At 51.4% G+C, this 19,002-nt stretch carries 17 protein-coding genes; 11 read left to right on the top strand and 6 right to left on the bottom strand.

Annotated elements, in window-relative coordinates:
- Positions 1-38 precede the first annotated feature (38 nt).
- From RWM61_RS03210 to RWM61_RS03200, 3 genes are all read right to left on the bottom strand, one after another.
- Positions 39-137, bottom strand: a complete 99-nt coding sequence (locus tag RWM61_RS03210) for a YjcZ family sporulation protein (RefSeq protein ID WP_313997318.1) — start codon at positions 135-137, stop codon at positions 39-41.
- Between the two features lie 79 nt (positions 138-216).
- Complete coding sequence (locus tag RWM61_RS03205; protein ID WP_313997316.1) at positions 217-1,551, bottom strand: sugar phosphate nucleotidyltransferase; 1,335 nt, start codon at positions 1,549-1,551, stop codon at positions 217-219.
- A gap of 12 nt (positions 1,552-1,563) precedes the next feature.
- Positions 1,564-2,388, bottom strand: coding sequence for a DUF6492 family protein (locus tag RWM61_RS03200; RefSeq protein WP_313997314.1), 825 nt, complete (start codon positions 2,386-2,388; stop codon positions 1,564-1,566).
- Positions 2,389-2,855: 467 nt separating this feature from the next.
- Here RWM61_RS03200 and RWM61_RS03195 point away from each other — a divergent pair, with 467 nt between their 5' ends.
- From RWM61_RS03195 to RWM61_RS03145, 11 genes are all read left to right on the top strand, one after another.
- Positions 2,856-4,214, top strand: coding sequence for a TrkH family potassium uptake protein (locus RWM61_RS03195; RefSeq protein WP_313997312.1), 1,359 nt, complete (start codon positions 2,856-2,858; stop codon positions 4,212-4,214).
- Between the two features lie 148 nt (positions 4,215-4,362).
- Entirely contained in the window at positions 4,363-4,563 is a 201-nt protein-coding gene (locus tag RWM61_RS03190; RefSeq protein ID WP_313997310.1) for a hypothetical protein, read from the top strand.
- Between the two features lie 294 nt (positions 4,564-4,857).
- A complete protein-coding gene (locus tag RWM61_RS03185; protein ID WP_313997308.1) occupies positions 4,858-5,031 on the top strand; it encodes a hypothetical protein in 174 nt (57 codons plus the stop codon).
- Positions 5,032-5,328: 297 nt separating this feature from the next.
- On the top strand, positions 5,329-5,844 hold the full coding sequence (locus RWM61_RS03180) for a hypothetical protein (RefSeq protein WP_313997306.1): 516 nt from the start codon (positions 5,329-5,331) through the stop codon (positions 5,842-5,844).
- Positions 5,845-6,142: 298 nt separating this feature from the next.
- Entirely contained in the window at positions 6,143-7,615 is a 1,473-nt protein-coding gene (locus RWM61_RS03175; RefSeq protein ID WP_313997304.1) for a protein adenylyltransferase SelO family protein, read from the top strand.
- A gap of 381 nt (positions 7,616-7,996) precedes the next feature.
- Positions 7,997-9,505: a helix-turn-helix domain-containing protein gene (locus RWM61_RS03170; protein WP_313997414.1), complete on the top strand. Its 1,509-nt coding sequence runs from the start codon at positions 7,997-7,999 to the stop codon at positions 9,503-9,505.
- A 100-nt stretch (positions 9,506-9,605) separates the two neighbouring features.
- On the top strand, positions 9,606-10,661 hold the full coding sequence (locus tag RWM61_RS03165) for an iron-siderophore ABC transporter substrate-binding protein (RefSeq protein ID WP_313997302.1): 1,056 nt from the start codon (positions 9,606-9,608) through the stop codon (positions 10,659-10,661).
- 90 nt (positions 10,662-10,751) lie between these two features.
- Positions 10,752-11,765 (top strand): iron ABC transporter permease, encoded by a 1,014-nt coding sequence (locus RWM61_RS03160; RefSeq protein WP_313997300.1) that lies wholly within the window; start codon positions 10,752-10,754, stop codon positions 11,763-11,765.
- On the top strand, positions 11,762-12,802 hold the full coding sequence (locus tag RWM61_RS03155; RefSeq protein ID WP_313997298.1) for an iron ABC transporter permease: 1,041 nt from the start codon (positions 11,762-11,764) through the stop codon (positions 12,800-12,802). Before RWM61_RS03160 ends, RWM61_RS03155 begins: the two co-directional genes overlap by 4 nt.
- A gap of 56 nt (positions 12,803-12,858) precedes the next feature.
- Positions 12,859-13,647: an ABC transporter ATP-binding protein gene (locus RWM61_RS03150; protein WP_313997296.1), complete on the top strand. Its 789-nt coding sequence runs from the start codon at positions 12,859-12,861 to the stop codon at positions 13,645-13,647.
- Positions 13,619-14,425: an IucA/IucC family C-terminal-domain containing protein gene (locus RWM61_RS03145; protein WP_313997294.1), complete on the top strand. Its 807-nt coding sequence runs from the start codon at positions 13,619-13,621 to the stop codon at positions 14,423-14,425. The genes RWM61_RS03150 and RWM61_RS03145 overlap by 29 nt, the downstream gene beginning before the upstream one ends.
- Before the next feature lie 638 nt (positions 14,426-15,063).
- Here RWM61_RS03145 and RWM61_RS03140 read toward each other — a convergent pair.
- The 3 genes from RWM61_RS03140 to RWM61_RS03130 all read right to left on the bottom strand — a co-directional run bounded on the left by RWM61_RS03140 (position 15,064) and on the right by RWM61_RS03130 (position 18,962).
- Positions 15,064-16,092: a substrate-binding domain-containing protein gene (locus RWM61_RS03140; RefSeq protein WP_313997292.1), complete on the bottom strand. Its 1,029-nt coding sequence runs from the start codon at positions 16,090-16,092 to the stop codon at positions 15,064-15,066.
- Positions 16,093-16,240: 148 nt separating this feature from the next.
- Positions 16,241-17,746, bottom strand: coding sequence for an aldehyde dehydrogenase family protein (locus RWM61_RS03135; protein WP_313997290.1), 1,506 nt, complete (start codon positions 17,744-17,746; stop codon positions 16,241-16,243).
- Positions 17,747-17,798: 52 nt separating this feature from the next.
- On the bottom strand, positions 17,799-18,962 hold the full coding sequence (locus RWM61_RS03130) for an iron-containing alcohol dehydrogenase (RefSeq protein ID WP_313997287.1): 1,164 nt from the start codon (positions 18,960-18,962) through the stop codon (positions 17,799-17,801).
- Positions 18,963-19,002: the final 40 nt, after the last annotated feature.

Raw genomic sequence — 19,002 nt, 5'->3', positions numbered from 1 at the left:
GGCTGCCTTCGGCAGCCGTTCCTGTTTTTTGGATTTTATTACCAGATGAACGCGCGGGATACGATGACGAGCAGAATGAACAATACCAGGATTACGCCTGCGGAAGTAAGGCCTCCGAAACCGGGTACGCAACTCATTGAACTTATGCCTCCTTCTGATGAGCTAAAATCAGTGTATTTAACATGCCGCCAAAATGCTTGGATGAATGCCCGGTTTTCACATTTCGTACAGGCTTGAAAGCTCTTCGGGGCGGACGTCTACATGAACCTCGATATACTCTAAAGCGGTTACCGCAGTCACACGGTGCTTCAGGCCCGGCTGAATTTCAACCGTCTCCCCGGCTTCGACCGGACGCCGGGCGCCGTCGATCTCGATCTCGCCGCGGCCCGCCAGCACGACCACAATTTCTTTTGTCCCGGCATGCTCGTGACAGACCGTTCCCATCCCCGGCAGCATCGCCACTTTGGACGTCCGCGACACCGGTTGTCCCGTCTCGCGCTTGCTGTCGTAGACCGTCCGGGTACCCCATTGTTTTTCGTCATATCTGCCGGCTTGGCCGCTCGCCGCATCCGGGACCGCTTTCTTGATCTCGCTGCTTGACCCTTTTCTCGTGACGAGAATACCGTCCGGACTGGCCGCGACGACGAGACCCTGTCCGCCGATTACATGCACGGGAACCGGTAATTCGTTGACGATGTGCGTATCGGTCGTATCGTCCGACAGCGAACCCGGTCCGGTGACCCGATCGGCGAGCTGCTGCGTCAGCGTTTCCCAGCTGCCCAAATCATGCCAGGGCCCGCCGTAAGGGACGACCACCGCATTTGTGCTCCGTTCCACAACCTCCCGGTCAAAGCTGGCATCGGGCTGCGTATCGAACAACGCCAGCCATTCGCCATAGCTTGCTGGAAGCTTTCGCTGCTCCAGCGCGGCGAGCATAAAGCCCAGCCGGAAAGTGAAAATGCCGCAGTTCCAAAGCGCACGCTGCGCAATCAAGCGGCGTGCCTCCCGCTCATCGGGCTTTTCCGCAAAACGCTCGACGACCCGATAGGCCGTATGGCCGCCCGGCTGCGGCACGATGTACCCGTATTGGTCGGACGGATGGGAGGGATCGGCGCCGATCAACGCCAGCTTCGCTTGCGATTGCGCGAGTACGGCCGGCAGCCGTTTAATGACCGCGTAAAAATCGTCCTCCGCAAACAAGTCGACCGGCATAACGCAAATGATGCCGTCCTCCGCTACCCGCATGCGCTCCCGAAGGTAGGACGAGGCGAGCGCAATCGCGTTAAACGTTCCGCGCCGGCTGGGCTCGCTGACGACCGGAATCCGCTCGCCGATCTGGCTGAACGTAATATCAAGCTGGCTGTGATGGGTAACGATCAAGGACGAAGCAAGCTGGCCGGAGCGCTCCAGCTGCCGGATTACCCGCTGAAGCATTGACTCCTTGCCTCCGCCCGGCGCGGGAAGCAGCTTAAGGAACGCTTTGGTGCGAACGCCGTTGGAGAGAGGCCACAGCCTTTTACCCGCGCCCCCCGACAAAAGTACGATGTGCAAGCTCGTTCCTCCTTAACGGTCTGACGGCTTTCCGCCGCTTCGGCGATAGATTTTGCGCTTGTGGAACGAAATCGAGCGGTACGACTTGGCGAGCTTGGTTATTTTCGATGCGGATAAGCGGCGGGGGCCGGTCGGCAAGCTTTTATTCAGAGCGGGCCTTAAGGTATAGCCTGCGCGATTCAACGCGTATACAAAGTTCCCGTAGGTCTCGAATTCAGAGAAGCCGAACTGCTTCGTGCGGTCGATAACGCGTATAACCGCCTTGAACCAGGGGATGCCGTGCCGTGCCTCAATCGTGCGTTTCAATTTCCTGAGCTTCGCCCTCTCGAACAGCATATAGTGGGCAACCAGGGAACGGGGAGAGGTACGCTTGCGGCCGAGAAGTTTGCGGTAAGTGTTGAAGTATTCGGGCTGGCTCCAGGCGCGGGAATAAAAAATGGTCTTGCCGTTGCTGCGGAAGCGGTGAGGACGGATAAACACCGTATCGGCGTCCGCCACCAGGAAATCCCGGCTGCAGACCGTATCGCCGCTCAGCTTAAGCAGCTGCTGGTACAGCCAGCCCGAACGGTCCCAGGTTCGGGAGCGGTAATGAATGTCGCGCTTTGTGATCGGGAGGACCGTGGTTTCGTTTACGAAAACGCACCTTTTTCGCCTGCAGAGGCTCCGTATGCGCTCGCTGCCGGGGGAGACGACGTAAATATCGCCGACCGGATGCTTCACATGCTTTCGCAGACCGTCTATGACATAGGGAAGCGTGGCAAGATCCTTTTCGATGGCCGGAATTAAAATATCGATCGCGGGGCCGCTCTCGGCATGGGCAGCCAGGGATAATTTCATCTTATCATCTCCATATTCGTTCTCTCGCTCACCATATAAAATATGATGGCATATCGGCCGGTGTTCGAAGCAGGAGCCTGATCGGCGGCAAGCTGCGGCGCCCGGATCATGCCGATCGGCGCGCGAAAATTGAAAATACGGCGCCTTTGGTACGTTTCCGTCATGAAGTGGGAACAGGAACGGGAGAAAAGACGAAAAAAAGGAAGGGAAACGGTGAAAGCGACGATTGTAAGCGTTAACTTCTTAAAGAATGAGTTTTTAAATATGTTTTTCGGTATTGTTATAGCTTTACTGGAGGCTCTGAAAAGAGTATGATTCAATTCATCATCGCAGCTTGGCATAATCGTCCAGCTTGAAAAATAAGCCGCGGGGAAGTCGTGCTTTCCTGCGGCTTTTTGTAATGGATGGAATGGGTGTAATTAAAATGGGAATCCTATATTCGGCGACAAACAGAGGAGAGAGCTATCGTGAGCAAATCCAACCATTTTCCGCTGCACCGGTTTACTCCGCCGCAAATTCTCGCATTCGGATTTGCCTGCATCATTTTATTGGGCGCCTTTCTGCTGACGCTGCCGATCTCTTCCGAGCAGGGGGTACGAACACCGTTTATCGACGCTCTATTTACCGCCACATCGGCAGCCTGCGTCACCGGGTTGGTCGTGGTGGATACCGGCACGCATTGGTCCACCTTCGGCGAAATCGTCATTATCAGCCTCATACAAGTGGGCGGACTCGGGTTCATGACGATGGGAACCCTCATTGCGCTTGTTTTCCGCAGACGGATTTCGTTTAAAGAACGCTTGATCCTTCAAGAGGCGCTAAATCAGAACAGCATGGAAGGAATCGTGCGGCTGATCCGCAGGGTATTGATTTATTCACTTGTGATCGAAGCGGCCGGAGCAACGCTGCTGACCGTGCGCTGGTCGTTCGACATGCCCCTCGGACAGGCGATTTATTACGGCGTTTGGCACGCCATCTCCATGTTCAACAATGCCGGGTTCGACCTGTTCGGCCCCATCACCGGTCCGTTCAGCAGCTTTACCGGCTACGCCACCGATCCGCTTGTTAATCTGGTCGTAACGGGATTGATTATTTTGGGCGGTATCGGGTTTATCGTCATTGCCGATGTTGTGGATTATCGGGAGCGAAGAAAATTGACGCTTCACTCCAAGGTCGTGCTCACGATGTCGGCTGCGCTGCTCCTGGTCGGTACGGTCGTCATCTTTATTTTCGAGTTTACCAATGTCGAAACATTGGGACCGCTCGATTGGGCGGGCAAGGTTATGGCATCGTTCTTCCAGTCCGTCGCCCCGCGAACGGCCGGTCCCAATACATTGGACATCGCCGCGCTTCGCCAGGCCACGCAATTTTTCATCATCATTCTGATGTTTATAGGCGCATCGCCCGGTTCAACGGGCGGCGGCATCAAAACCACGACGTTTACGATACTGATCGGCGCGATGATCGCCATGGTGCGCGGAAAGGATAACATTTCGATCTACCGATACCGCTTGGCCCAAGACCGCATTCTTAAAGCGATTACGCTATCCATACTTGCCGTTTTTCTGATTGTTTTGGTTGCGATGATTTTGTCCACAACCGAAAACCACCCTTTTCTGATGATTTTGTTCGAGGTGACTTCCGCCTTCGGCACGGTAGGTCTCAGCATGGGCCTGACCTCGGATCTAACGCTGATCGGTAAAATTCTCATTGCCCTGATGATGTTTGTTGGCAGATTGGGTCCTCTTACTCTGGCCTACGCTTTAACGCCGAAACCGGATAAAGAACTTTACAAATATGCCGAAGGCAAAATCATCATCGGTTAGGGGCTCGCGTGGCTGATCGACGCGATTCTTATTATGCATAGCTTTGGATATACGGCCATATATATCTACCAGGTAACGCTGGCCTTGCTTACGAATCGACGATCGATCAGTCTCTATCATCAACTCGAATCGAACGGGAGTTGGTAGCATGACGTGGAGCCGAAAGAAGCTTGTTGATTTGCAGAGAGATCTTGGTTATGCAGAAGAAATAAAAACAGGCATGTCGATTGAACAGCAGCGGGCGCTGGTTGCATTGACGCTCGAATTATGGGACAAGGTGAGCCGGATTGAGACATGCTCGGATGAGACGGACCAAGCGATGAAATACAACCCGGTCAAACAAAAGTAACCATGTATTCCTGCATTCGTTATGACAATAACCATTACCCCGTTACGGGCGGTGGTTATTTTTTTATTTTATAAGATTAGGTTCCGTCATTGCTTGATGTGAGGAACCTTCCAGGTAACATTTTTTCATGGCAAAAGCAGAAGTCTCAACATTAGCTCGCGCGGCTTTGGATATGAGTCATTTAGGGGGTTAACTTTTCATAGAATAATCCAACCGTGTTGGCTTGCGTCGGGCTCTCGTCCCGATGCATTAAAGGCTCTCCGGCCAAAAATCAACGTGCTGCTGAAGGAGCAGATGCTCCAAGTAAAAAAGCTGGTTCGCGAATACGCCGGCTTCGTCCACGCCATAGCGGAGGATCTGCTGAAGCAGGGCGATCTGACCGGCGAAGAGATTGAGCAAATCTATGTACGGCTTTACGGCCATAGTCGGCCGGAGGAGAATGCTTTTTATACGAAGGATTCAGAATAAATCGAATCGATACTTGAATACCAAAGGCTGCCGAATCGAACGGCAGCCTTCGTTTGGTGATCGTATTTGACCGGCTTGCTGCAACGCTTCGAACAAGATCTTTAACATCAGGCGCCTTAGGAAATTTAAGGCTTTCCGGCGATTTTCCAAAAGTTTGTTGGAACAGTACTTGGGCATCCACCTTCTCCTAAATTGCATTCCGCAACCGTACTTGTTACACCCCAAAGACTTCCAAGCCGTTGGACGGGGCATGCTGTTGAAGTGAGCCGACCGGACGGAAGGAGTGGGTGAGACGATATGTTCGATCCGACAGTTTTGGAAAACTTGAAGATAGCCTTTGAGAATCAACTGTACGATCTCGATAACATCGAGGGGAAGATTCAGATCACAAACCGGGAGGATCTGCTGGACATGGCGGTGATGTCCCGCAAGTTCACTCTTCAATTCATGCTGGCAGGCAGCGGAACGGTGACGGGAGAGGTCGTACTGGAATCGTCGCTCGACGACCTGGCTGCCGAAATACTGGAGACACCCGGCAGCACACCTGCCTGTACGCTTCTTGTGCGATTCTACAAGCAGGTCCGCGACTGGCCGGAGGAGTGCCGCCGCATCGATCAGGCGGTTCGTTCGGTTTGGCAGCCGGAAATGCCGCCCGTCCAAACGTTGAGTATCGTTTACGGCGAGGAGCCTGCCGTATGGCGGGATGTCATCGAGCTGCGGTTCAACCGGCGCATTAACGAAGATCAGATTGAGGACATTCCTGCCTTGATCGAACATATGATAAGGAGCCTTGAGTGGCTTGCCGCGCTGTGAAAGATGATGCTGGATGGATGAGGATTGACGGATGTCAAAAACATTGACCCATTAAAAGTCGCATAATATGCGGCTTTTTAATTTATGGGATAAGAATTGTTGGGTACAAAAAGGGCGCCAACGAAGTGTGGAAAGGGTATAATAAATTGGCAGAAGTAAACCCTAAAGGGGCTGCCTTGTGTTGATGTAGAAAATAGATAACTGAACCTATCATAATGCCTATGATTTTTGTTTAATGCGTTTAATGTGCAGAAAAAACCTAAGACACCAAAAGACAAAAGAAATAAAGGAGATACGAATGACAGAGAACAAAGCAATAGAAACAGGATGGAACTTCGACAACAGTTATGCTCGCCTGCCGGAGTCCGTTTTTACCAGGCTCAATCCAACTCCGGTACGCTCACCGAAGTTGATCATCCTTAATCGTCCGTTGGCAACATCCCTGGGGCTGAACGCCGAATCGCTTCAAAGCAATGATGGCGTAGCGGTGTTTGCGGGCAATCGGATTCCTGAAGGCGCTTTGCCTCTTGCTCAAGCTTATGCAGGGCATCAATTCGGTCATTTTACCATGTTAGGGGACGGCCGGGCTCTGCTGCTTGGCGAACAGCTCACTCCCCAAGGCGAGCGGGTTGATATTCAGCTTAAAGGTTCAGGCAGAACGCCATACTCCCGCCGAGGCGATGGTCGTGCGGCACTTGGACCGATGCTGCGCGAATACATCATCAGCGAAGCCATGCATGCGCTTGGTATTGCTACAACCCGCAGCCTGGCGGTGGTGACAACCGGTGAGACGATAATCCGCGAAACCGAGCAACCCGGCGCCATTCTCACCCGCGTGGCTGCCAGTCATCTGCGCGTCGGCACTTTTCAATACGTTTCACAATGGGGCACGGTTGAGGAGCTCCGGACCCTGGCCGATTACACCTTGCAGAGACATTTTCCGGAAGTTGACGCTGATGAGAACCGCTATCTTTCCCTGCTGCAGGAAGTGATCAAGCGTCAGGCCGTGCTGATTGCCAAATGGCAGCTCGTCGGCTTTATTCACGGGGTGATGAACACCGACAATATGGCCCTTAGCGGAGAAACCATTGATTATGGTCCTTGTGCCTTCATGGATGACTATGACCCGGAAACGGTATTCAGTTCCATTGACACTCATGGCCGCTATGCCTATGGCAATCAGCCGAGTATTGCGGCGTGGAATCTCGCGAGATTTGCTGAAACCCTGCTGCCTCTGCTGCATGACGAAGAGGACCAGGCTGTCGAACTGGCAGAGGATGCGATATCAGATTTCAGCGAGTTGTATCACCGTAATTGGCTCGCGGGAGTGAGGGCAAAACTGGGGGTCTTTAACGAAGAGCCACAGGATGAATCCCTTATTGAAGACCTGCTCAGTATGATGAAGAAGTATCGTGCGGACTACACCAATACGTTCCGCGCATTAACTTTTGATAAGCCGGAGGATACGGTCCTGTTCGGCACCGCGGAATATGCTCAGTGGCATGAGCGGTGGCAGGCGAGACTAGGCAGGCAGCAGGAATCAGAAGCTTCCTCGCATCAGTTGATGCGGAACAGCAATCCCGCGGTGATCCCTCGCAACCACCGGGTAGAAGAGGCATTGGAAGCCGCGGTGAAACAAGGGGACTACAGCGTGATGGAGCGGCTTCTTGATGTTCTTAAGAGCCCTTACGCGCTCGCCCCCCAACAGGCAGATTACTGCACGCTGCCCGAGCCATCGACGCGTCCTTACCGAACCTTTTGCGGTACTTGATACTGGAGCTTTAGACCAATCAGCTAATTGTCAAGAAACTTCAAAATTAATGTATACAGAAAAGGGCATACTGAAGGCCCTTTTTCTATTACGGAATCAAAAAAAGGCTTCTTTGCTGTAATTAATCGAATAACTGTATACTGAAAATTAAGAGCCGGTAGGCCAGTCATTCGGCTGCCTGAATGCTAATCGTTGAGTTGATGGTGTCTATTTTGGTATTATAAATGAGAACAATTATCATTTGATGCAGAAAGGCTGGGCTCAATGAAGGACACTAACAATCTCATAGAGCGACTCGCTTCTTATCTATATAAATTGGAGGATATTAGGCATCCCCATTCGGGACAATCTTTATTTCGCCACGAGACATCCTTGTACGCCATGTTGTTGTTTAAGGAAGCCAAAGGAGATATCGTCATAGATGGACGCCGCTATCCCTTGCATCGGCAAAAGGTTTTCATCTTATCGCCTAATGCTTCTGTAAAGCTGCTTATTCATTCGGACGATCCGGCGGATTATTATTATATACCTTTTCAGGCTCTGCAGGCCGCTGCGGATCTAGGCCATTTCGCGCCTGCCGAGTTGAAATGCCCGGATGAATTATCCGTTATGCATTTCAATACGCTTATCGAGAAGGTTCATGAGATGAAGAAGAAGCAGCTCAGCGGCATTCGTCTGTATGCTATGGAGGCAAATATTCTGTTTCAAGAACTGTTAGTTGCGTTATTCAAGAATGCCGTTCATGAACAGAAACCGGATTACAGCCAAGCGATTACGCTTACCCTCGATTATATGGAACAGAACTATCGATTTCCTGTAACCCGGGAGAAGCTTGCTGAAATGGCCGGGATGAGTGCGGATTATTACTCGCGCGTGTTCAGGAAAAAAACCGGCAAAAGTCCGATGGAATATTTGACGGAAATCCGGATTAACCAAGCCCGGCAATTGTTGGTGCAATCCGGCGACTCTTTCCGTTCGATCGCCCACAGCGTCGGCTTTAGCGATGAATTTTATTTTAGCCGCAAGTTTAAGGCGACGACAGGCCGCTCGCCCACGGCTTATGTGAAACAAATCAGATATTCGGAAAAAATCGCTTCGCTGAAACATTTGCCGACTGGCCATTTGATTGCGCTTGGCATCGAGCCTTACGCCGCCATTATCAATAACGCTTACCCGGTTACCTCCCGGTTCCGTAACACGATTACCGTCGGCGACTCGATGCCGGATTTGGAGAAGTTGATGGCAGTCAAACCGGACTTGATTGTTACGTGCGAGTCCCGCGATTTCGGTAAATCTCCAAAGGAGAAAATGTTCGATCATATCGCCCCGACCGTAACGCTTCCTTTTTTCCAAAACTGGCGAATTCATTTTCAGACGGTCGCCAAGATCGTCGGCAAAGAAAAGGAAGCGAACGACTGGCTGGAGCATTACGAACGAAAAGCCGAAACGATCCGAAAGCAAATCAAACAAAAAATCGGAGACGATACCGTCCTGATCGTCGGAATCGGCGACGGGAAAATGTGTGTGTACGGCCAGCGCAACATAGGGACGGTTCTTTACGGCGATTTGCAACTGGCCGTTCCCAAAGGCGCGGAGGAAATTGCCCATTACAAGGAGATATACTTGGAGGATTTGTTTGCGTTTGAAGCGGATCGGATCCTGTTAACCAGTTATAAGCACGATGGCACGGCGGACATGGATCACGCGATCCGAAACGAAGCAAGCGCGCTATTCGCTAACAAGCAATGGCGTGCTTTAAAGGCAGTCAGGAATCGGGCGGTGTATTGTATGTACGACAGCCGGCATCTCTATACATGCTACTCCTCTCTCTCACATGATCTATTGTTGGATAAAGCACATCAGCTGTTTATGCCGGAATCGTCCAAATAGTGGACTTAAATGTCCATGTTCATTCATGTCGCCTTTCGTATAATAATAATAATGAGAATCAATATCAATTGGATTGGCCGGGAAAAGGAGAGGGAGCATCATGTCGAGAGCAAGAAAATTATGGTTTACGCCGCTGGCAACGATTCTGATTTTAATGTTGGTTATTGTCGGTTGCGGGGCTAACGAACAAGGGGGAGCAGAAACTCAGCCGACACAAGAAGCGAGTGGGGAACAGCCGAAAGAAGGTAATCAGCAGAATAACAAGCAACAGGCCTCTGAAAATCAAGATGTCCGCGTCATTGAACATGCTATGGGCAAGACAGAGATTACGGGTACGCCGAAAAGAATTGTTACGTTGTATCAAGGTGCTACCGATGTGGCTGTGGCTTTAGGGGTTAAGCCCGTAGGCGTGGTTGAATCCTGGGTGGAACAGCCGGTTTATAATTATATGAAAGACGACCTTGAAGGTGTCGCCATTGTGGGGGAAGAAACCCAGCCTAATTTGGAGGAAATCGCCAAGCTGAAGCCGGATTTAATTATCGCCTCCAAGTTGCGGCATGAAAAAATTTATGATCAATTATCTCAAATCGCTCCAACCGTAACCCATGAGACGGTCTTTAAGTTTAAAGAGACCGTTCAGTTAATGGGGAAGGCAATGAATAAAGAAACGGAAGCGAGTGAACTCCTCTCGAAGTGGGAGAATCGAGTGGCCGATTTTAAAGGGAAAATTGAAGAAAAACTGGGTGCCGAGTGGCCGGTTGAAATATCCGTACTGAACTTCAGAGCCGATCATGCCCGTATTTACATAACGGGTTACGCCGGAGATATTTTGGATGAACTCGGTTTTGTGCGTCCTGAAAGTCAACAAAAAGAAGCGGAGAAGGGCACAGTGGTTCTTAAATTGACGGATAAAGAGGGCATTCCCAGCATGAACGCCGACGTTTTCTTTATTTTTAAGTTTGATGATACGGGGGATGATGCCGTTCAAAAATTGTATGAGGAATGGACGAGTCACCCATTATGGAAAAATCTCGATGCCGTAAAAAACAATAAAATTTTCATGGTCAATGAAGTTTCCTGGAACAACGGCGGGGGCATCATTTCCGCCAACAACATGCTGGATGAGCTTTATGAGCGTTTCGTATTGGCGAAATAATAAAGCAAACAACGGGGCGAAGAATAGGCAGGATGTACGAATCCTCCTATTCTTGCTTTTATTTCAAAATAACGAAAGAAGAAGTGGAAAATGACACCTTTATTTCCCCGTACTTCCTTAAAAATTTTAGGTTTCATTCTTGGCTTTTGTCTTTTTGTCATCTCTTTTATTTTAAGCATTGGTTTAGGTCAGACTCCAATCCCTTTTAAAACGACTGTGGATGCATTTTTTCAATATGATCCATCTTCAACGGAACATGTCATCGTTACAACTACACGAATATCCCGGTCAGTGGTGGCTGCGGTGATCGGAGCCAGCCTAGCGATCGCGGGGGCGTTCATGCAGGCGTTAACGCGAAACCCGCTTGCCTCACCAAGTATTTTCGGGATCAATGCCGGCGCGATATTTTTTGTCGTTTTCGCAGCCACCTTTTTTTCCGTAACTTCTTTAATCCATTATATGTGGATTGCCTTTTTGGGAGCGGGTGTTGCGGCTGTATTGGTTTATGTGCTGGGATCGTTGGGAAGAGATGGCTTGTCTCCCATCAAAATTGTGCTGGCGGGAGCTGCCATTTCCGCTTTGTTTGTTTCGTTTACCCAAGGCCTGCTGGTTCTTGACGAGCAAAATTTGGAAGGTGTATTGTTTTGGTTGGCTGGCTCCGTAGCGGGAAGGACGCTGGATATGCTGGCGCCGATTTGGCCTTACATGGCGGGGGCGGGGATTTTAGCGTTTTTTTTGGGTCATCCGGTTACAATTCTGGCATCCGGCGAAGATATAGCGAAAGGCCTGGGACAACGGACGATTTTAATTAAAACGCTAATGGCCATCGTTGTTATTGTCCTAGCCGGAGGCGCCGTTGCCGTCGGCGGCTCGATCGGTTTTATCGGTCTTGTCATTCCTCATATTGCGCGTTCGCTTGTAGGTATTGATTATCGGTGGATCGTTCCCTATTGTGCGTTATTAGGCGCCAGCTTGTTGTTATTGGCTGATATAGCGGCAAGATTCGTTATTATACCTCAGGAAATGCCCATTGGAGTGATGACGGCTTTCATTGGAACTCCCTTTTTTATCTATATTGCACGCAAGGGGTTTACAAAGGGATGAGCAAATATATTTCAGTGCGAATAAAATCGGGCTTGTTTTCATTTCTTATCGAAAAGAAAACAGTTGTTATTTTCGGAACTTTATTACTGTTATCGTTCCTGTTATTTATAGCGGGTTTATCGATAGGGAGCACATGGCTTCACCCTATGGCCGTCATCAAACATTTATTGGGTATGGGAACCGGTGAATATACATTTATTATCGATACGCTTAGACTGCCGCGGATGGTTCTTTCTTTGCTTGTGGGAGCGGCCCTCGGGGTATCGGGGCTAATTCTGCAGGGGATTGTCCGAAATCCGCTGGCTTCCCCGGATATTATTGGGATAACGGGTGGCGCCTCAGTAGCGGCGGTTGTATTTATTACCTATTTTTCGGGATCATTAAACATAAAATGGCTCCCGTTTGCGGCTATCATCGGGGCGGGAGTGGTTACGCTTATTATTTACGTTTTAGCCTGGAAAAAAGGTGTGACACCTGTTCGGCTAGTGCTGGTCGGCATTGGAGTGGCTGCCACAATGAGCGCCTTCACGACGATGATGATTGTGCTCAGCTCCACGGCCCTTGCCAGCCAGGCCTACATTTGGTTAACGGGAAGCGTTTATGGGGCAAACTGGGAGAATGTAAATGCCATGTTGTCGTGGGTACTCGTCTTTGTCCCGCTTGCCTTGTTTTTCTCCAGAGCCGTTAATGTACAGGAGTTGGGAGATGATGTGGCCGTCGGCCTGGGGGCGAGGGTTCAACTGCAACGCTTTGGTTTGCTTTTGATAAGCGTGGCTTTGGCGGGCTCCGCCGTTGCCTATGCGGGGGGAATCGGATTTGTAGGTTTGATTGCTCCCCACATTTCGAGGAAACTGGCAGGCCGTTCGTTCGCCGGTTTGGTCCCTGTTACAGCGATCATAGGCGGATTAATCGTCTCCTCGGCAGATGTCATTGCGAGAACAGCCTTTCTTCCGCTTGATATTCCTGCCGGTGTATTTACGGCAGGCATCGGCGCTCCGTTTTTCATCTATTTGCTGTACAAAAACCGGAACAAATAATACAACCAAGAGAGGAATCAAGAAGCATGCAGGCGATCGAAACAAAAGAATAAACATTGACTTACGGTAAGACGACCGTTATAGATGGATTAAACCTGCACATCCAGCAAGGAAAAATCACCGTATTAATCGGAAGCAACGGATGCGGCAAGTCAGCTTTGCTCCGGACACTTGCAAGGTTGCTAAAGCCTGCCCAGGGTTCCGTTATACTGGATGGGCGGGAAATGATCGAATGGTCCACAAAAGAGGTGGCCAGACGTCTGGCAGTCCTCCCGCAGGGGGCCATTGCACTGGAGGGGCTTACAGTACTTCAATTGGTAAAGCAAGGGCGATATCCTTACCAAAGTCTGCTTCGGCAGTGGTCGGAAGAGGATGAAATGATTGTGAACAAAGCTTTGGAAGCTACACGAATGGAAACGCTCGCCGATCGTCCGGTAGATTCGCTATCCGGCGGACAACGGCAAAAAGCATGGATCGCCATGGTCCTTGCTCAAGGCAGCGACATCCTTCTATTAGACGAACCGACCACGTATTTAGACATGACCCATCAAATTGAAATACTGGATTTGCTGTTTGAGTTGAACAGGAAAGAACGGCGAACCATTGTAATGGTCCTTCATGATTTGAACCTGGCTTGCCGATATGCCGATCACATTGTGGCGGTTCGGAATAAAACGATTTATGACCAGGGCAAACCGGAAGACATCATGACTTCCGAAACCGTGCAGGCTGTTTTTCAAATGCGTTGTCAAATCACGAAGGATCCGTTATTCGGAACGCCTTTGTTCATTCCCTATGGAAAGGGTAGAAAAGTCCATGAACGATGCAATGCTATCCTCGCTTAAACAAGAGGAATGGGATTACTTGACCGGCCAATTACGATTGACGACAATAGAGTCCCTTGACCGAAGGCATTCCATTTCCTCCCGGGATTTGTTGGATGAGCAACAGTGCGGTGTGTATTTGGATCGGTTGGCAAGCGTTTACCGTTCTCCCTCCAGAAAAATAACGGCTTCTTCATTTTCAAAGAGATATGCGTTTCTGCTCGTTTCTGCAGGTTTATATGCGATGACGATGTATAAGAGAGGATTGGATTTGGCTATTGATAATTGTCATGTCGAATCCCTATACCGCAACGATTCTTGGATGCCGAATTTGCGTCTGGGTAATTGTACGATCACACAACCGGAGAGCGGCAATCGCTATGAATGGCGTGATCAAATGATAAATAACATGTTTGCCGGGCATATGGCGAAAATATGGCATTCCGTTTCCAAGGCCGCCAGCATTTCGAGGTCTGTTTTGTGGGAAAACACAGCCATCTATGTGTACACGTTGTATGAGAAGCGAATGGCAGCAGAGGCGGAGGGGCAAGAAAAAATTCGGATGCAAGAGGATTTCGAATATTTAATTGGCGATGCGCCTGCGGTCTTGTTTGGGGAAAAGAAAAACCCGCTTAACGAGTTTTATAACCCTAAATGCAAGCTTCCGGCGTCCGATTCGCCTGTGCGTATTCGGAAAACTTGTTGCTTTTATTATAAAATTTCCGGGAATGAAAGCTATTGTCCAACCTGTCCGATCGTGAATCAATTCAGGAAGGACACAGTATCGAATTCAGGATAGGGGAGGAGGGTGTTTCATGTTTCGGTTAATTTGTGTCTTTGGACAACTCGACATGTGATCTGAGAACTGCGGGGCCATTTTGGCACTCATATACATATGTACAAAATACGGATTTTGTGAAATAGTTAGTCGGCCTGTGTGGAGAAGGTAATATCGAAGCCGGCGGCGTCTTTTGACGATGGCGGCAGACGAGACGGCTAGCCTCCTACTAGATTTTGTGGATGCCGCCCCGTGGCGTCCACGGTTCGCTTTCTGAAAGCTGCTGCGGCCTTGTTCGCCTTGGCAGCGTCCGGGAATAACGGTTCAGCTCGGCCGAGGGGGGGAAATACTGCCCCATTGGGCAATTCCAAGGCACACACCCTGCCACCATTCGAAAGAGTTGAAACTAAAACATACAGAGGATTGCATAATCGCCGGATTTACCGGCCCCGGCTAACGATACATGTTCTTGTCCTTCGACAATGGATTCAATGAAGTCGGTAACCTTAACTACAATTCCGGTGTCAGGCCGCTTTTTTAAGCGGCCTGCTGTATGATTTGCTGTGGCTATCGCTTAGTCGATGCGCTGCCAAGCGCACAAAAGCCCGCGATTTACGCGGACTTCATTCGGTCAATGTTCTTGAACACCGACACCATCTTCAAAGTGTCTTTCCCGAACGTGCTCGGCCGCTAGATTCGCGGATAATTAGTTCCGGCTCCAGTACCACCGTTTTGGGCTTTGCGGGTTTCTTTGCCTTGATTGCCTTGATCAGCATCTCCGCAGCGATCCGCCCGAGTCGATAACCCGGCTGCTGAATGGTCGTCAGCGGCGGATTAAGGTGCTTGGACCAGACCGTTTCATCATAACCGACGACGGCTACGTCATCCGGAATGCGCAAATTAAGCTCCCGTATACCGTCCATGACCTCCAGTGTAACCATGTTGTTGGTAGAGAACACGGCGTCCGTATCCGGATATTCCCTTAGAAAACGGATTACCGCTTCCTTGATTCTCCCGCTCTCCTGTTCGGATTCCACGATACGATAATCTTCCGGCGCAAATCCATTATCAAGCAACGCCAACCGATACCCTTCAATCCGTTCAAGCCAGGTGCTTACATATTCATTGCGGTAGGCAAATACGGCGATTTTCTTTCTCCCGTTATCCAGCAGATGCCTGACCGCCATAGAGGCACCCTGGATATTGTTTATCACGACATTATTAACGGCTATTCCAGGAATTCTGCGGTTGAGAACAACAAGCGGATAGCGCGACTCGACCAGCGACCGGAAGAAACCGGGATTTCGGGCGGTGGGATTAATGACGATCCCGTCCACCTGTCTCATCCGAAACTCCCGGATGTACTGCTCCTCCTTGCTTGGCTCCTCATCGGAGTTGCAGATCATCAGATGATAGCCGAGACTGCGGCATGCATCCTCCACGCCTTCCAGAACCGATGACCAGAACGGGTTCTTCAAATTGGACAGCACCATGCCGATCACATTGGTTTGCATGGATTTCAAGCCTTTGGCAAGTGCGTTCGGCCGATAATCAAGCTCCTTGATGACGTTAAGTACGCGCTGCCTCGTCTCTTCGGTCGTATGCCCGTACTGATTGTTAATGATGCGGGATACGGTTGTTTTAGAGACGCCGGCTTTTTTGGCTACATCCACGATTGTAATGTTCATGCTCTCACCATTCCCATAATTGCTTAATCATTACAAAGTTATAACCTGTCTATGCTCCTCGGTCCCGAATCGGGCTTCGAGAAAGGTGCGAACCAGGTCCCTTGCCAACCAGACACCATGTGCATGGTTGAACCTTTCCGGCAATGGACTATCTGGATTTCGTATAAACGGCTTTCACGTTTGTGAAAAACTCCTGGTTCGTATGCCCGATGGAGAAAGGGCCGAAACCCGAGCGCTTCACACCGCCGAATGGCATATGCGCCTGACTGGCGGTGCCGTGATTGATATGCACCATCCCGACATCGATCAGATCCGGTAGCGTTCCCGCAAGCTCAAGACGATCGGTGAAGATAGACACGGCAAGACCGTATTCCGTGGCGTTCGCCAGCTCAACGGCTTCCTCCCAATCCGCCGCCTCCAGAACCGATAACACCGGTCCGAAAATTTCTTCCTTCGCGATGGTCATTCCCCTCGTGACGCCGGTAAACAGCGTGGGCTGCAAATAACAGCCGCCCAATTCCCCGTTCTCTCCTGTCATGTCCAGGCGTTCCCCTCCATAGGCCAGCACGGCGCCCTCGCGTTTTCCCGTATCGATGTAGCCCTTGACCGATTCAAACTGCTTCTTGTCGATGAGCGGTCCCATGCCGGCGCCGTCTGCCCATGCCGGGCCGACCTTGATCGCCTTCATCCTCTCGATGATATGACCATTCAGACGATCGGCAAGATCCTTCTGAACGATGACCCTGCTGATCGCGGTACAGCGCTGACCGGAGCACGCGAAGGCGGCAGCTACAATCTGCTCGGCCGCACCTTCCAGATTGTCGTAATCAAGCACCAGGGCGGCATTCTTGCCGCCCAGCTCCAATTGAGTCTTGGCCAGCCGTGCCGCGGCGATCCCGTTGATGCGCAGGCCCAGCTCGGTGGAGCCGGTGAAGCTGACCCCGTTCACAAGGGGATGTGAGACAAGCGGATCCCCTACCCTGCTCCCTGAACCCAGCACCAGGTTGACAACACCTTTAGGCAGTCCGGCTTCGGACAGCACTTCCATCAGCCGCACCGACGACCACGGGGTTGCCGACGCCGGCTTCAAGACGACCGTACACCCGTATGCCAGCGCAGGGGCAACCTTGCGGACGGGTGTCACAATCGGGAAATTCCATGGCGCAATGCAAGCGACGACGCCGATCGGGCAACGAATAACCGCGGCGCGGATCTGATTGTTCTCGCTTGGAAGCGTTTGTCCGTCAAGACGGAAGGCTTCGCCCGCTGCGAAGCGCGCCTCGTTCGCCGCCCGCTGCACCTCGCCCAGCGACTCGGCAAGCACCTTGCCCTGCTCGGCGGACAGCATGTAGGCCAGCTCTTCGCGGTTTCGCTCCAGCAAATCCGCAAACCGGTACAGAACACCGGCTCTTGCGGGGCCGGGCGTATTGCGCCAGGATTGGAAGACCTCATTCGCCGCTTGGACGGCACGGTTCACATCCTCCTCGCCCGAATCCGGAAAATCCCCGATCTTCCTGTTGGGACGCGCCGACTCGTAGAGCGGGGAGGTACGTCCGGTTGCGCTATCCACCCACTCACCGTTTATGAAATTGGCATATTTACGGCCGGCTTGTTCTTGTTCTTCCAACCAGTCCAGCATCCGATACTCGCCCATGACGGTATGCAATCCCCCATTCGCGTTGCTTTCCATTATTCAAAGACTTTCATCATTTCATGGCTTCGCGGCAAATTTGCTTCAAGTCCTCAAGCGTCGGCCTGCGTGGATTGACCGGGACATTGCCCGAGGTCATCGCTTCTTCCGCAATCCTATCCAGCGCGTCTTCCGTCACGCCGAAATCGGACAGCGTCTGATGAATGCCGACGTCCTGCTTCAGTTTTCGTACGGCGATTACCGACAGCTCAGCCGCTTCCCAGGGCGGCATGTGGTCAACCGGCATGCCGAAGATCTGCGCGATCGTTTTGAATTTATCCAGATTGCCCATCAGGTTGTATTGCATAACCTCCGGGAGCAGAATGGCATTGACAGTGCCGTGCGGAATTTTGAAATGGGCGCCAAGCGGTATGGCCAGGGCATGGGATAAGCCGAGCCGGGTCGGATTGAACGCCATAGCCGCGATCAGGCTGGCCATCAGCATATCGTAACGCGCTTCCAGATTCTCGCCTTGCGCTACGGCTGTGCGCAGGCTGTGCGCGATCATCTTCATCGATTGAATGGATAGCCCCTCCGAGATCGGCTGCGTGGCTTTGTTTACAAACGATTCCAGCGCATGGGTAAGGGCATCCATGCCGGTTGCCGCCGTAATATGGGGAGGCAGAGATACCGTCAACTCCGGATCGCAGAGCGCAAGATCGGGACAATTATAGGCGCTCCCGACACTCAGTTTGACCTTGGCCCGCTTGTCGGACAGCACGGACCATATGGTGAGCTCGCTGCCTGTTCCCGCGGTCGTAGGCACGGCGATGACGGGAGTGCCTTTCTTCGGTACTTTGTCGATTCCGACATAATCGCGAATATGCCCGCCGTTGCCGAGCATAAGTCCGATGGCCTTCGCCGTGTCGAGGGCGCTGCCGCCCCCGAGTCCGACCACGCAGTCGCAGCCTTCCGATGCGGCCAGCTCTTTGCCGCGCATGACGCCATCGATATCCGGGTCGGGCTCAATTTCGTTAAAGATCGCATAAGGGATCTCTTCCTTTGCCAGCACAGCCGTCAAACGTTCGGTCATGCCCGCTTTCTGGACGCCCGGGTCACTGACAAGAAGCACCTTGTTTCCATTCAGCTTTCTCACATGGGCTGCAAGCTCTTGGACAGAGCCGTTTCCGAACTCGATCGCAGTAGGCAGCTCGTATCTGAATATCCGGTTCCATAACATGTTCGATCCTCCTCAGCGGCTATGCATACTTGCTTGCGCG

The organism is uncultured Paenibacillus sp. (genome assembly GCF_963515335.1).
GTDB lineage: Bacteria > Bacillota > Bacilli > Paenibacillales > Paenibacillaceae > Paenibacillus_I.
The sequence above is the reverse complement of the archived record's forward strand: the minus strand, read 5'-3'. Positions and strand labels throughout refer to the sequence as shown.

What these genes read in the sequence shown, in the direction of transcription:
- RWM61_RS03155 (WP_313997298.1), top strand. Translation starts at nt 11,762, where the DNA reads ATGAGCAAATATATTTCAGTGCGAATAAAATCGGGCTTGTTTTCATTT.
- RWM61_RS03135 (WP_313997290.1), bottom strand. Translation starts at nt 17,746, where the DNA reads ATGGGCGAGTATCGGATGCTGGACTGGTTGGAAGAACAAGAACAAGCC.
- RWM61_RS03185 (WP_313997308.1), top strand. Translation starts at nt 4,858, where the DNA reads ATGCTCCAAGTAAAAAAGCTGGTTCGCGAATACGCCGGCTTCGTCCAC.
- RWM61_RS03165 (WP_313997302.1), top strand. Translation starts at nt 9,606, where the DNA reads ATGTCGAGAGCAAGAAAATTATGGTTTACGCCGCTGGCAACGATTCTG.
- RWM61_RS03210 (WP_313997318.1), bottom strand. Translation starts at nt 137, where the DNA reads ATGAGTTGCGTACCCGGTTTCGGAGGCCTTACTTCCGCAGGCGTAATC.
- RWM61_RS03175 (WP_313997304.1), top strand. Translation starts at nt 6,143, where the DNA reads ATGACAGAGAACAAAGCAATAGAAACAGGATGGAACTTCGACAACAGT.
- RWM61_RS03160 (WP_313997300.1), top strand. Translation starts at nt 10,752, where the DNA reads ATGACACCTTTATTTCCCCGTACTTCCTTAAAAATTTTAGGTTTCATT.
- RWM61_RS03190 (WP_313997310.1), top strand. Translation starts at nt 4,363, where the DNA reads ATGACGTGGAGCCGAAAGAAGCTTGTTGATTTGCAGAGAGATCTTGGT.
- RWM61_RS03200 (WP_313997314.1), bottom strand. Translation starts at nt 2,388, where the DNA reads ATGAAATTATCCCTGGCTGCCCATGCCGAGAGCGGCCCCGCGATCGAT.
- RWM61_RS03140 (WP_313997292.1), bottom strand. Translation starts at nt 16,092, where the DNA reads ATGAACATTACAATCGTGGATGTAGCCAAAAAAGCCGGCGTCTCTAAA.
- RWM61_RS03145 (WP_313997294.1), top strand. Translation starts at nt 13,619, where the DNA reads ATGAACGATGCAATGCTATCCTCGCTTAAACAAGAGGAATGGGATTAC.
- RWM61_RS03130 (WP_313997287.1), bottom strand. Translation starts at nt 18,962, where the DNA reads ATGTTATGGAACCGGATATTCAGATACGAGCTGCCTACTGCGATCGAG.
- RWM61_RS03170 (WP_313997414.1), top strand. Translation starts at nt 7,997, where the DNA reads ATGTTGTTGTTTAAGGAAGCCAAAGGAGATATCGTCATAGATGGACGC.
- RWM61_RS03180 (WP_313997306.1), top strand. Translation starts at nt 5,329, where the DNA reads ATGTTCGATCCGACAGTTTTGGAAAACTTGAAGATAGCCTTTGAGAAT.